The following is a 14,193-nucleotide window of genomic DNA, read 5'->3' on the forward strand; positions in this document are numbered from 1 at the left end:
CTCACTCCCTTGACCCAATAATCATTTCACCAACCAATGGCGCATCATACACATTTCGCCCGGTGACATTTGCGAAGACTAAAGAGTTTCCAGTTCCCAGGGGGCATGCCGCTAACTTCATCGCCTCGCTTGCGAGTTGAACATTTTGGTAAACAGCGCCAACCTCTTTGAGGGCCAATGAGTATGCCAATGCACCGTAGGCGGTGCGGGTGGTCGCCATGTCAGCAGATAGAAGCAGCAAAATTTGTGTTTGCGAAACACAGTTGGCTGACGCGGTCGCGTCTTTCAAAAGACTCTTGAGAGCAGGAATGAATTTGCTAACCCTTGTGAGGCCGTGACGTTTGCAATCGTAGGCATAAAGCCCTGGTACCAAACCGTCGCAATGATTAACAACAAGATACGCAGTCAATGGGTGTATGCCACCACCACTGGGATAGGAGCGGTGACCATTCTCTTGGTAGAAACATCGGAAAAGCAACTCGTTAAGCTGCACAAGACTGATCGGTGTGCGACCTTGATCGCGGCGACTTCTTCGACGGCGGGACACCAGCATATGCGGCGGGTCGCTTGCAATAATGTCCGCGATATCGGGAAACGGCAGCGCAATGTCCGGAACATGTTTGACTGGGTGTTCAGATTCATGCGATTCCCCCGTTTTTCCGAGTATACCCCTTGCGAAACCGAGGCGTGTTTGGCTGTGGAAAAGCGCTTCATGCACAGGCAGTTTAGGTTCCGCAGTGCCTTCCAGCAAATCGCACCACGTAAAGAGCTGAATCAAAGCCTCGAAAGCAGGGGGTTCAAGACCCGGCACGCAATTTTGGGCCTGCGCCGCCTCAACCCCCTCGGCCAGCTTAAAGAGCAATGGGCCAATCTGTGGGTCCAACAGATCCACGGTCGCCCAACTTCCCGGAGCCAGCGCTCTGAGCCCTTTTTGTCGGGGCTGCAAAAGTGTCTGTTGAGAAAGCCGAATAGTAGCATCCGGTTCGAATTTTGGAAGGCTGCTGACGGGCGCGCGTTGTGGGGTACAAACAGCGATAGGCTGAGCGTTCTGCATGACGAAACGACGGAGAAAGCCGCGCTGATCCAGGCGCAACAAGAACGACGCACAGTTTACCTCTGCATCTGGACTTGGGTCGAGGCAAGCCGTCAGTTCCTCCTCACTCAAACAGCCTTGGGCGAGTTTCTTGGCAAGCGTTATATGGGCATCGACGGTAACAGATATCGATTCAGTAGCGCTGCGCAATCTCGCAACTTCGTCGGTCTCGTCGAGCATGACGTCGGGAGCCAACCCATATGCACAAATATTTGGCTGGTTCATCACGAATACCCTTGCAGGACGTCAAATTGACTTTGCCGCCCGGACCGGTCGGTCCCCAATATGCGCGGCTCAATGCGAAGTTTTTTCACCGCAGCCCGTTCGACTTCCTCAGTCAGTTGGCGGATACGTATGGAAACGTTTCGAGTTTTGATCTGGGCACCGGACCGATCACCTTTGTAAATGATGCTGACCTTGCCCGGAACCTTTTTCGCTTTCACGAGGCAGATCTGCGCAAGCCTGTGTTTTTGCGGGCCTCGAACACTGGGTATTGGGGCGACGGGCTGACAACGCTGGACGATCCTGAAATCTGGCGCCAGCGTCGCCAACTCTTGCTGCCGCTCTTTCGTGCTGTGTTGCGTGAACCTCGACTTTTTTTGACGGGAGAAATCACGGAGTCGATTACTGCCCATTGGGCGGACAGGAAACCGATTGACCTTGCGCATGAGTTTCGATTGTTGATTGCCCGCATCGCGCTGCGCACAGTTTTGGATGCCGATCTTGAGTTTTGGGGGGCTGCTCAGGAACGCAGTGCCCTTGTGCCTTACCTTGAGGGCTATGGAGAGAATTTCACTGCGACTGCGGGCGGTACCGAAGGAGCGGTGCAAATGACGCGCCCGCGGGCACCCAGAAATATGGATGGGGTCCTGGCCATCATCCGCGCTCGTTTTGAGGAATTTGTTGATCGAGGTGACGTTCTCTCGGCCTTGGTGAGGGCGCATCACATGGCTCCCGACGTTCTTTCCAAACAAGACGTCGTGGGGGAAATTGTTCAGATGCTTTTTGCAGGCCATCTAACTATGCCATTCGCTTTAACGCAGTTCTGGACAGACATTGCCGCCTATGATCTGGACTGGCAACTGGTCGATGAGACAGGGGCCCTTGATGATGCCGAACGTTTCTGTAATGCGACGCTTGGCACAAGCCGAACAATGGCGATTTTGCGAGAGTCGATGCGCATGACGCCCCCGGCACCAATTCTTTATCGTGAAGTGGCGCGCGGGTTTCGGTTGGGTGACCACCAGCTGGCTGAAGGGCATGGAATTTGGGTCTGCCCGGGTCTGCTGCATCGAGATCCTCGTTACTTTTCGCAGCCTTTTGAGTTTCAACCTGAACGCTTTGCCGAAGGTCGTATTCCACCTGTTTCGGCCAAGGCTTATATGCCTTTCGGGGCCGGTCCAAGGGTTTGCATTGCGGCAGCTCAATCCTTGTCACAAATGGTCGTCATCATCCAAACAATAGCGCGCCACTTTAGGTTGGAACCCGTTCCAGGCGCGCCCAATAAATTCGAAGTCCGGCGTCGGCCAGCCTCCGGAAACTACACAAGTCCGTAATGTATGCGCTTTATTTAGGTTAACTCTTAGTGGAAAGGCCCGCTTACAACTTGATCGTGTCTTTTGCTTGTGTGACAAGGTTAATAAAAAGCAGCAAATCGGTACAAATGCGCAGACGGTAATCAACCAACGGAGGAAATTTCAATGACAGCACCGACGAATGAAGACTGGGGCAAAATGCATGCAAAAGCCTGGAAAGATCCGGAATTTCGGACGCTGCTCGAGCAAGACCCAACAGCGGCAGTAAAGGCATATGGCGAAGAAATCGGCAAGACTTTTTCAAAGATCGTGAATGTCGGAGACAAACCCGACGACGTGCACGATGATGATCTCCACGAGCATGATACTGCTGTTGCACCACCGGCCTGCTGCTGAGGGCAAGCGCTCTTATGTATGACAGTGCCATTGCGGCACCACGGTTCAAATCCAGCATCAAGGCAATCGTAGTTCCCGAAGAAGGCTTGTACTTGTTCAACGAGCAAGGTCACGACTGCCTGAAGTCTACGATTTTTTCCGATCTGGCACCTTTTCTAGACGGAACGCAGTTGGTCGAGGATATCTTCGACCAACTGTGTCAAAGCTATGCCAGCGCCGACATTCTCTCTGCTCTGGACCTGCTCAAAAAGCGTGGATTCCTGGCCGAAGACAGTTCGGTGATGCCGCGCGACCAGCAGGCCTTTTGGGAGTTGGCGAGGGTGAACCCTGTTGAAGCGGCAGAGCGTGTGAAAAACACGCCGGTAGATGTCGTCTGCATTGGTCGAATTGGCGACAATCTGCGCGCGCTTCTCGAAAAAAACGGGGTGCGCGTCGTTGATCGCGGCGAGCTGAGCGTTGTTGTAACCAACAACTATCTTGCCGCTGAATTGGACGTGTTGAACAAGCGGTTTGTTGCAGAAGGTCGGCCGTGGATATTGGTCAACCCAGGCGGTATTCAAAGCTGGCTAGGCCCTGCATTTCTTCCCGGTGAAACAGCGTGCTGGGAATGTCTTGCACATCGTCTGAGATGGCACCGCCGCGTCGAAACCCATATCGGCAAACTTTCAGGTTTGGCCGGCACCCGGCTCGCCCCAGAAGCCAATAATGACACTTCACAAACCGCAGCACTGGCAGAACTCGCTACTGAAGTGACCCGTTGGATCGGTGTCGGCGGCCCGTCGGTGTTGGCTAACCGGGTGATCAGCACGGACCATCTGTCGATGGAACGGCAGGAGCACATTCTAACACGCCGACCGCAATGCCCGGTATGCGGTGACAATTTCACCATGCCCGAAACGCCACCTAAACCAAATCTACAGCCGCGACCCAAAGTTCGTGGCTCAGATGGTGGGCATCGGTCCTGCCACACCAATGATGTTCAGGCTATTCTGGACCGAAATGTAAGCCCGATCACCGGTATTGTTGGCTCACTCGACCCGGGTGCTCGGGGTGGGTTTTCCAGCCAAGGGTCTTGGATCACGCCAACCTATTCCGCCGATCACAACTTTTCTGACGTGCATGACACACGGTTTTTCCTGCGTGAAGGACTTCGGCGGCGATCAGGCGGAAAAGGTCGCAGCCCAGAGCAGGCTCGTATCAGTGCGGTGGCTGAATCCCTGGAACGCTACTGTGGCGTTTTTGACGGCACCGAGCCTCGGCGCCTTGCCCCGCTCAAGGACCTAGAAGCACCGGTCATTTTACCGAACGAATGCCAGGGCTACAGCGCTCAACAATATGCAGATCGTGCTGCGCTTAATTGCAAAGACCACAAAGCATACTGGGTACCGGAGCCATTTGACCGGGAAGCCGAAATCGAATGGACACCGCTTTGGTCGCTGAGTGATGACACCATGCGATACCTGCCGACATCAATGTGCTATTTCGGCTATCAAGGCACCGGCTCCACCTATGGACGTGCGGATTCCAACGGCTGCGCCGCTGGCGGCACACTGGAAGAAGCTATTCTGCAGGGTTTGCTGGAGCTGATTGAAAGAGATGCGGTCGCGATTTGGTGGTACAACCGACTAATCCGCCCTGGTGTCGATATACCAAGCTCCAGTGACACATATGGGCGCGATTTATCGTTGCATTACAAGAAACTAAACAGAAACCTGCGGGTGATAGACGTAACAAGCGACATTGGCATACCTACCTTTGCGGCCATTTCGGGCAGAATAGACAAGTCCGAAGAAGACATTATTTACGGGTTTGGCTGTCATCTCGATCCCGAGGTGGCTCTGTCGCGGGCACTTACGGAAATTAATCAATCTCTGGAAGCCGTTCCAAAAACAGGCGGTACGGCCGTCGACACGACTCATCTTGGCAGTTCCGAAGCGATAAGTTGGTGGCGAACAACGCGCCTTTCCAAAGCAGATTATCTTGTGCCCGACACCAGGCAACCGATGCTAAAGCTGGATGAAAGCGAAAGTCTGGCAAGTGGCGACATTCTCTCGGATATCGAAGCCTGCGTATCGCGCTTAAAAGACAATGGCATTGATGTCTTTGTTCTCGACCAGACTCGGCCAGATGTGAATTTTCCAGTGGTGCGCGTTGTGGCTCCGGGCTTGCGCCATTTCTGGGCTCGGTTTGGCCCTGGGCGCCTTTATGACGTACCCGTGCGTCAGGGATGGCTTTCTACGCCAACCCGTGAGCAAGACCTGAACCCCCACGTGATACAATTTTGACTCATTGAGTGAGGAACCCCCAGATGACTAGCAGCTATTTCGACTATGCCCGTCCATTCGACATCATGATTGGAATGTGGACTGGTCATTCAATCGTTTATGACAACAAGGGGAAGTACCTCTACACCGGACCCAGTATACTAACGATCGACTGGAAAGAACCCGGGAAAGTAATGCACTACAGGCAGGAAGACCTTGGAAGCCTGGACGAGCTGATACAAGAGCACGAACATGGTAAGGCGCTTAAAGATTTGTTTGTGCTGCGTGAGTTTGAACTGCAAGTCGACGGCAAGTCCTGCGACTCGATCACCGGTGACATCAAAGTCCACGGTGTCGAGAGTTCCCCCGGAACCTACCTGTTTCATTTGAACTTCCCGACCGGGGACTACTACAACAATCAGTATTTCCTCAATCCCAATCAGCGCCGGATAATCGGTCCATTTGTGCCCCGCGATGCAGAAGGAAGGACAGACGGTTTCCAATTTGTCGTCTCGCAAACCTTTGAGCGAATTTCCTACGACGTTCCCGAAAACGCGTTCTGACTCCCGTGCCAAACCCAGCCGTTCCACAGCCAACTAAGCCACGAATGAAAGGCGACCAAGCGCTTGTCATTGGTGGGGGTATTGCGGGACTGCTTTGTGCAAACATGCTAAAGGACCGTTTTGCCAATGTTACGGTTCTGGAACGGTCAAACTACGTGGAACCTTCGGATGGCGCACCCGCAGCACGCCCCGAAGTGCCGCAAAGCCACTGCCTGCACATGTTGATGGGAGCTGGCGCCCAAGCTTTTGACGAACTGGTTCCGGGTTGGCGCGATGTATTGATTGCACGCGGTGCGGTGGCTTATGACGCGGGTGCAGATGTTGCCATGCGAGTGGCCTCAGGTTGGTTGCCGAGGGTTGAAACTGGCATAATCCTCTATGGCGCTTCACGCGGGCTCATCGAAAGCGCGCTGCTAGCAGTGTTACGCGAAGCCCGCAATGTGACGATTCAAACGGTCCAGCGCGTCATCGGGCTTGAGGTCTCGCGGGGTGGCGAACGCCTATGTGGTGTGAGGCTTCAGTCGACCAACGGCGCTTTGCAAGTTTTAAACAATGCTGATGTGGTCGTGGATGCCAGCGGTGCCGCCTCGCGTCTGCCACGCTGGCTTGCCCGAATTTATGGCGAACAGCACCGGATCGCCCTGACCGAAATCGCACCGGGTCGGCAGTATGTTTCACGTTGGGTGCGGCTGGCACCAGATCAAGCCCCGGACTGGCAAGGCCTTGCGTTGGCACCGACCCATGGATGTGCAGGAATGATGATGCGGGCGGAGAACGATCTGTGGGGGGTGGTGCTGCAAACTCCCAAAGATGTCCCATTGCCGACCAATGTCGAGACCTTTCTTGCATTGGCGGCGATGCTACCAGCCACAGAACTTTATGACGTCCTGAAACGCGCAGTGCCGGTGACGCCCCCGCATCTGTTTGGTCGCACCGCAAATCGCCGTCGGCACTACGAACAATACTCTTTCTGGCCAGACAATCTGTTTGCAATTGGTGACAGCGTTTGTGCTCTTGACCCCTATGCCGGGCTGGGTATGACGGCGGCAGCCCGAGGTGTTCAGTTGCTGCAAGGTTATCTGGATCAGCCAGACCAAAACATGACCAACACGGCAAACCGCTTCCAGTCTCAACTTGCCAAGCATAACCAGTTGCCCTGGATGATCGCAACGAACGATTGGACAACAGCTGCGTCGCAACCCGGTTTGGCGGATCAGATCAACAGCCTAATACGGGCCGCCCCTTTTGATCCTTCTTTGGCCATAATGTTGTTGGAACTCCAGCATATGCTGCGCACACCGGAAACCTTAACAAATGAGGCTGTTTCATGAAAATTGCTGTACTGGGCGGCGGAACGGCCGGTTTCATTGCCGCAGCCCACATGACTCGCTATTTCCCGAAGGCTGAGCTGTGTCATATTTACGATTCCCGCATCCCGACAATCGGTGTCGGAGAAGGAACAACACCACGCTTTCCTTTGTGGCTGGACGAGGTCACAGGCATCGGACCCGACGAACTGGGCGCGCGTTGTGGCGCGACAGTAAAGCTTGGGTCACACTATGAAGGATGGGGATCAAATAGCGCGGATTTCGTGAACAGGTTTCAGCCACCGCGTCTTTTCGGATACCACTTTGACGCCGGTCGTGTGACAGGGATTATTAGTGATCATGTGCGGGCAAAGCAGCTTGATGCCCGGGTTGTGTCCCTTGAGGCTCTGCCCAGCGGCGTAGCCATCGGTTTTGAGGACGGTAGTCAACTGGACTGCGACTATGTGTTGGACGCGCGGGGATTTCCTGCGGGAGCTTGGACGCAAGCGCCAGAAGATCCCGAGATCATTCGCATGGATTGGATACCTACTGGCCGCGCGATGGTGCGCCGTCTGCCTCCCAGTACCGAAACCAGCATGTCCCGCTTAATCGCCCGACCGCATGGGTGGATATTCCAAATCCCACTGCGGGACTGGACCTCCTGCGGGTATGTCTTCAATCCTTCACTCAGCAGCGACGAAGACGTTCTGGCGGATTTCGACGTTTTTCTCAAAGAAGAGCAGGTCGAACCAACGGAAATCCGTGTTCGCGTCAGTTTCCCGAACTTCATGCGCCGCAACTGGTTTGACGGTCGCATTTTCACCATTGGCAATGCCGCATCATTCGTCGAACCACTTGAGGCCACGGCCATCGGTGCCACGATCATGCAAGTCCGCATCGCGCAGCGCTGGATGACGGATCACCACCCGCAATGCGCGCCGGACGCGGGTGCCGTGGAACACGCGAACCGGACCATGCGCTCTTATGTCCTGCGCAACTCACTGTTTATTACCTGGCACTACGCGCGTGGATCGCGATGGGACAGTCCGTTCTGGAACTTGGCGTCCCGCAGTCTTGAGCGCGCGCGCGGGCATGACTACTTGGCGGGCCATATGAATGCGATGACCGATTTTCTGGACGTTGGGCGCGACTTGCCCGGCACAGAAATCGGGACCTGTACAGAACAGGAAAAGTGGGAGCGGGAAATACTGCCGAAGCTGACGAAATTCATCCCGTTTGGCAACTTTTCGGAACTCAATTTTGCACAAGTCGGCCATGGTATAGGATACTATAGTGCAAACAAAATGTCGGTGGGTGATAGCGCAAATGGCTAACGTGCAGATGTCTTTTGTTCCTGGCTTCCAATTGTCCGAGACTCTCTATGAAAGCGCCAATTCGTTCGTGTTCCGCGCAACGCGCAACTCTGATGGTGAACGCGTTGTCATAAAAATCCTCAAAAGCGATTTTCCCAGCGCCAGCAGGCTTGCGCGCTTCCGCAGCGAGTTCGAGATTACCAGCGGTCTGAACCTACCGGGCGTGATCAGAGCTCTGGACTTACAGCGCCATGACAAGTCGCTCATGATAGTTCTGGAGGACTTCGATGGAATCTCTGTTGCGGATCTGTTGTCGTCCCGAGCGCTCTCACACGAAGAATTCCTTGAGACTGCTATTCAGATTGCCCGCTCTGTTGACGGCATTCATCAGGCGCGCGTGATCCACAAGGATATTTCGCCTCAAAACGTTCTCATCAATCCGGGAACTGGCGAGGTGAAACTAATTGACTTCGGGATTGCAACGCAGTTTTCGACCGAACATCCAATCCTGAAAAGTCCCGAGGTTCTGGAAGGCAGCTTGTCCTATATTTCACCCGAACAAACCGGACGCATGAACCGAACGCTTGACCATCGCACTGACTTCTATTCGATGGGCGCGACCTTCTACGAGATGCTCACAGGTGTGCCGCCTTTCGAGGTTGACGACAAACTGGAGCTTGTACACTGCCACGTCGCTCGCGAACCTGTTCCGGCCCATAGGCGAAACCCGAACGTATCGCCAGCGCTGTCCAGGATTGTCCAGCGAATGATGGCCAAAAAGGCTGAGGATCGCTATCAAAGCGCTCTTGGCATCATTGCAGACCTTGAAGCCGTACGGCTTGGCGTCGATCTCGACCGGTTTGTACCGGGTCTCAAGGATCGTGCTGAGCGTTTTATGGTCCCTGAACGGCTGTATGGTCGCGATCACGAAGTGCACATATTGCTCGAAGCATTTGAAAGGGTACGTCATGGACCAGCCGAGATGATGCTGGTGTCCGGCACTTCAGGTGTCGGAAAGACTGCTCTGGTGAACGAAGTTCATAAACCGATCACCCGGGCGCGTGGCTATTTCATCAAAGGTAAGTTTGAACAGTTCAAGAAAAACGACCCATATTCAGGCCTTACGGTCGCCCTGCAGGACCTGGTGCGGCAATTGCTTACTGAAAGCCAGACGCGTCACGCGACCTGGCACAAGGAACTCAATGACGCTTTGGCGCCGAACGCATCGGTCCTACTGGATGTTGTGCCGGAGCTTGAGTTGATCATCGGGCCGCAGCCTGCTGCACCAGAGCTGGACGCCACTGAGGCCATGAACAGGTTCAACCAAACCGTTCGCCGGTTTTTGCGCGCGCTTTGTGCGCACGACCGTGTTGTCGTCCTGTTTCTGGATGATCTTCAATGGGCCGACGGCGCGACGCTGGGGCTTTTGAAGGTTGTTTTGACCGACGATCAGATTGGGCGGCTGCTTTTGATCGGATCGTATCGCAGCAACGAAGTGGACGCGATGCATCCCATGTCGCGGGCACTTGAAACGGTTCGAGAGGCTGGGGGGCGTCTGTCCAATTTACCGCTTGCCCCGCTGGGTGTGCCCGATATCGTAAATTTGATTGCGGACACGTTTCATTCGGACGCTTCACATGTGGTCGAGCTGGCGCAACTCGTGGTGCAAAAGACCCAAGGCAACCCGCTTTTTACACGGCGGTTTCTGATGGACCTGCATCACGAAAAGCTGATTGTACAAAAGACAGTAGACTCCAACGTATCCACGAAATGGACATGGGATATTCAGGCGATCCGCGCGGTACAGATCACTGACAATGTGGTCGACCTTCTGTTGGAAAAACTGCGCAGGTTGGAACAGGGCACACAATCCGTCCTGCAAATTGCGTCCTGTATGGGCAACCGTTTTGACATCGACACACTCGCGCTGATCTTGAAAATCGAACCTGAGGAAGCGTTCGAACGCCTGCTGCCGGCCATTCAGAAAGAGATGATCCAGCCGCTCTCTGATCTGGTCGTGACAGAGACGGATAACGTCTTGTCCCCGCTTGTCGTGCGGGACTTTGAGTTCCAACATGACCGTATTCAGCAGGCGGCCTATGATCTAATCGACACTGACGGTCACAGCAGCGTCCATCTTGCCATTGGGCGCCAGCTCAGAGCCCGGTTGACAACGGAAGAGTTGAATGACCGAATTTTCGAAGTTGTCGACCAACTCAACATCGGGCGGGACAGAATGGAAGACCGTGCCGAGCAGCTCGATCTTGCGCATCTTGACCTGATTGCCGCACGCAGGGCTTTTGACTCGGCTGCCTATGAGGCCGCGCTGTCTTTCGTGAACACCGCGTCAGAGCTTTTGGGTCCGGACGGCTGGGACGAAAACTATGAGCTGATGTTTGAAGCTCAGCGCCTGTCCGCAGCGCTCGAATACTTGACCGGCAATTTCGAGCGATGCACCGAAATTGTGACCACTACGTTGGCACACGCACGAACTGACCTTGAAAAGGCGGAAATCTACTTCACGCGTATTGCGCAGCATACTTTGCTGATGGAATTCGACGAAGCCATTGATGCTGGTATCAAGGCCCTGGAGCTTGTCGGCGTCCAGATGAGCCTCGACAATCTGGAAGAAGCTGGCCAAAACGCGATCGGTCAGGCTGCGGCGATGCTTGGGGCCACAAACCCGGCAGCGCTTTTTGACAACGCAGATGTCGACAGCCCTGAAATCGCGCTGGCGCAACGCAGCTTGCGGCATCTAACCATCGCAGCGTTCCTGAACAACCAAGAGCTTTTCCCGCTGATTGTCGGCACTTCGGTGCAATTGTCTTTGAAGCACGGTAACGCGCCGGAATCTGCACTGTTTTTTGCCAATTTCGGCCTGATCCTCGGCGCGTTCATGGGCAAGTACCGCGAGGGTGCGGCATTCGGTGAGCTGTCCTTGCGGCTCTGCGACAAGTTTGGTGCACGTGCCCCGACAGCAACTGTGTGTCTGGTTACCGGCGTGGAGCTCATCCCGTGGGTGCAACATGTACGTAATGCGATACCCGTGATCGAACGGGGTTACCGCGAGGGGATGGATTCAGGCGACATTCTTTGGGCGGGTTATCTGGTAATGTACCGCGTCGTGATTGACAGCTTCGCGGGCAAACCGCTTGAAGACGTACTGGATGCAATGCCAGCCCAGTTGGACACCATCCAACGCGCGCAAAACCATGGTGCTGCTGCTGGTGTTAACGCGTATCGGCTGGTGCTTTCAACGCTGGCGGGACGAACGCAATCCAGCACTGATTTTTCTACCGAAGATCTGGACGAAGCAACATTTCTGGCCGGGTGTGAAGAGAACCAGATGTCCATGGCCATCTGTTTCTATAGAATTCTAAAAGCCCAAGCCCTTTATGTGTTCGGACGACCGCAAGAATCGCTTGCTGAGACGCGTTTGGTGGAGCCGATCCTCAGCTTTGTCGTCAACCATCCCTGCCTTGCCGACCACCTTCTCTATCAATCGCTTTCGATCGCAGCGCTTCTTCGGGATGGCAAGCCCGATCCCGATATGCAAAGCCGTCTGGAAGCAAATCACGAAAGGCTGAACCAATGGGCGGAGTCCGGTCCGGACAACTTCCTGGCTAAAACCCTTATGGTGAGGGCGGAAATTGCGCGCCTGAACGGCAATGATGCAGATGTGCTGGACCTGTTGGACGCGGCCATTGATGCAGCACAGAAGGGCCGGTTTCTACAGGAAGAGGCTCTGGCGTGTGAACTGGCCGCGCGACACGTGATTGAGCGTCGACCCAGCGCTCGGATCGGTTCGATGTACCTACGCGATGCCCGGCATGCCTACCGTTTGTGGGGCGCGCATCGCAAAGTGGAGGAGCTGGAACTGGAGTTCCCTCAACTCCTCACCGAACATCGTGATCGTCGCGCAACCACGCAACAGATCACTGAAAACCTGACCTCAACTACCGAAAAAGCGACCAATCTATTCCTGGGACAGGACCTTGACCTGAATACGCTGCTGAAAGCGGCTCAGACGATCTCAGCGGAAGTGGTTCAGGGTCGGCTTCTGGATCGGTTGCTTGGAATTCTGATCGAAAACGCAGGTGCTCAACGCGGCGTGCTTTTGCTTGCAAATGGCGACGAATTGATGATCGAGACAGAGGTCAGCGTTACATCCGAGGTTGGTACATTCCAGAATCCCGTTCCTCTCGACTCCGATCAAGGATCCAGAATTCTCCCGACCAGCGTAATCAATTTCACGGCGCGAACGCACGAGGTCGTTCTGGTGGACGACGCTCAGCTTGACGAGCGTTTCATGGTTGACCCCTACGTACAGCAAAACGAAACGCGTTCCGTTCTGTGTCAGCCTATCCTCCACCTGAACGAATTGATTGGCCTGGTCTATCTGGAAAACAACCTGGTGAGTTCGGCTTTCAAACCGGAACGAGCGCAACTGCTGTCGCTGCTGTCAGGACAGATTGCCGTTTCAATGCGCAACGCTGAGATCGTTGAACATCTGGAAGAAAAAGTTCGCGAGCGAACCGAGCAGCTTGAGGTTCACGCAAAATTTCTTGAACAGACGTTCGGTCAGTTTCTTGCCACGGAAGTTGTGGACCAGTTGTTGAAATCGGCGGATGGAGTGGACTTCAGCGGGAAGAAAACCACGGTTACCATGTTGATGTCAGATCTGCGGGGGTTCTCGACCCTTTCTGACGAGTTGCCACCGGAAAGCATCGTGGCAATGCTGAATACATACCTCAGCGAAATGACCAACGTCATCCAGAAATACAATGGCACAATTGATGCCTTCATCGGCGACGCGATCTTGGTGGTGTTTGGCGCCCCCTTGCAACGGCCCGACGATGCTGACCGCGCTTTGGCCTGTGCGCTGGAAATGCAGCAACGGATGGGTTGGGTTAACGAATGGAATACCAGAAACGGCTTCCCGGAAATCGAGATGGGCATCGGTCTGAACACGGGTGAAGTCGTCGTTGGCAATATCGGTTCTGATAAACGCGCCAAGTATAGCGTTGTGGGTAGAACAACCAACCTGGCTGCAAGGATCGAGAGCTACACTGTCGGTGGCCAGATACTGATCGCAGATAATACGCGCGAAGCCGTCAAAACGCCTATTGAACTAGGGGCGATGCGCACGGTTGAACCCAAAGGTTCTGGCGATCCTTTGAAGATTTATGAATTGCTTGGCATGGGGGGCACCTATGCGATCACCCTTTCATCGCAATCTGTGGAGATGGCAGACGTAAATTTGCCCGTTGCGCTCTCGTACAGAGCGGTTGTCGGTAAACAGGTTGTGGGTATGGCGCAGCACGGCCAGCTTCTGAAGCTTTCCCCCGTCGCAGCGTGCATACAATCCGAGACAGCACCAAAGCCTTTCAGTGATCTTCAGTTCCAGATCAAGTGGCAAGGCGGGTCTGACAGCAATCTGACGCTTTATGCTAAAGTAATGGACCAGCATCACGACGATGGTTGTTTTATGGTGCGCTTCACTGCGGTGTCGCCGGATGCGCGCGCGGCACTTGGCGAGATAATTGAGAAAAACAGAATGTTTCGCAAAAGTTCCTGAACTCTTGAGATAGGTTCGACGACTGAATCCGTGGCAAAGGTTTAACCGTTTGCGTTTGCTCGGTTATGCGGACTGAAGATGCAGCATTGCAACATCCAATCGAGTTTCCGGTTTGGGTCGCCAATCTGTTCGAACTCGCATTGA

Annotated in this window: 8 protein-coding genes; 7 read left to right on the plus strand and 1 reads right to left on the minus strand. The window is 54.4% G+C overall.

The window, feature by feature from the left end; genetic code table 11:
- Window position 1: 1 nt before the first annotated feature.
- Window positions 2-1,318: a SagB family peptide dehydrogenase gene (locus AB1A64_RS10180; protein WP_366551311.1), complete on the minus strand. Its 1,317-nt coding sequence runs from the start codon at window positions 1,316-1,318 to the stop codon at window positions 2-4.
- Between the two features lie 26 nt (window positions 1,319-1,344).
- Between AB1A64_RS10180 and AB1A64_RS10185 the strand changes: the two genes are divergently transcribed.
- The 7 genes from AB1A64_RS10185 (at window position 1,345) to AB1A64_RS10215 (ending at window position 14,049) form a co-directional block, all read left to right on the plus strand.
- On the plus strand, window positions 1,345-2,649 hold the full coding sequence (locus AB1A64_RS10185) for a cytochrome P450 (protein WP_366551312.1): 1,305 nt from the start codon (window positions 1,345-1,347) through the stop codon (window positions 2,647-2,649).
- Window positions 2,650-2,793: 144 nt separating this feature from the next.
- Complete coding sequence (locus AB1A64_RS10190; RefSeq protein ID WP_170518819.1) at window positions 2,794-3,024, plus strand: hypothetical protein; 231 nt, start codon at window positions 2,794-2,796, stop codon at window positions 3,022-3,024.
- Between the two features lie 14 nt (window positions 3,025-3,038).
- Window positions 3,039-5,309, plus strand: a complete 2,271-nt coding sequence (locus AB1A64_RS10195) for a TOMM precursor leader peptide-binding protein (protein ID WP_366551313.1) — start codon at window positions 3,039-3,041, stop codon at window positions 5,307-5,309.
- A 23-nt stretch (window positions 5,310-5,332) separates the two neighbouring features.
- Window positions 5,333-5,851, plus strand: coding sequence for a hypothetical protein (locus tag AB1A64_RS10200; RefSeq protein WP_366551314.1), 519 nt, complete (start codon window positions 5,333-5,335; stop codon window positions 5,849-5,851).
- Window positions 5,852-5,895: 44 nt separating this feature from the next.
- Entirely contained in the window at window positions 5,896-7,182 is a 1,287-nt protein-coding gene (locus tag AB1A64_RS10205; protein WP_366551315.1) for a hypothetical protein, read from the plus strand.
- Window positions 7,179-8,492, plus strand: a complete 1,314-nt coding sequence (locus AB1A64_RS10210; protein WP_366551316.1) for a tryptophan 7-halogenase — start codon at window positions 7,179-7,181, stop codon at window positions 8,490-8,492. Before AB1A64_RS10205 ends, AB1A64_RS10210 begins: the two co-directional genes overlap by 4 nt.
- Window positions 8,485-14,049, plus strand: a complete 5,565-nt coding sequence (locus AB1A64_RS10215; protein ID WP_366551317.1) for an AAA family ATPase — start codon at window positions 8,485-8,487, stop codon at window positions 14,047-14,049. Before AB1A64_RS10210 ends, AB1A64_RS10215 begins: the two co-directional genes overlap by 8 nt.
- Window positions 14,050-14,193 lie beyond the last annotated feature (144 nt).

Source organism: Ruegeria sp. ANG10, from assembly GCF_040705255.1.
Classification (GTDB): Bacteria; Pseudomonadota; Alphaproteobacteria; order Rhodobacterales; family Rhodobacteraceae; genus Ruegeria.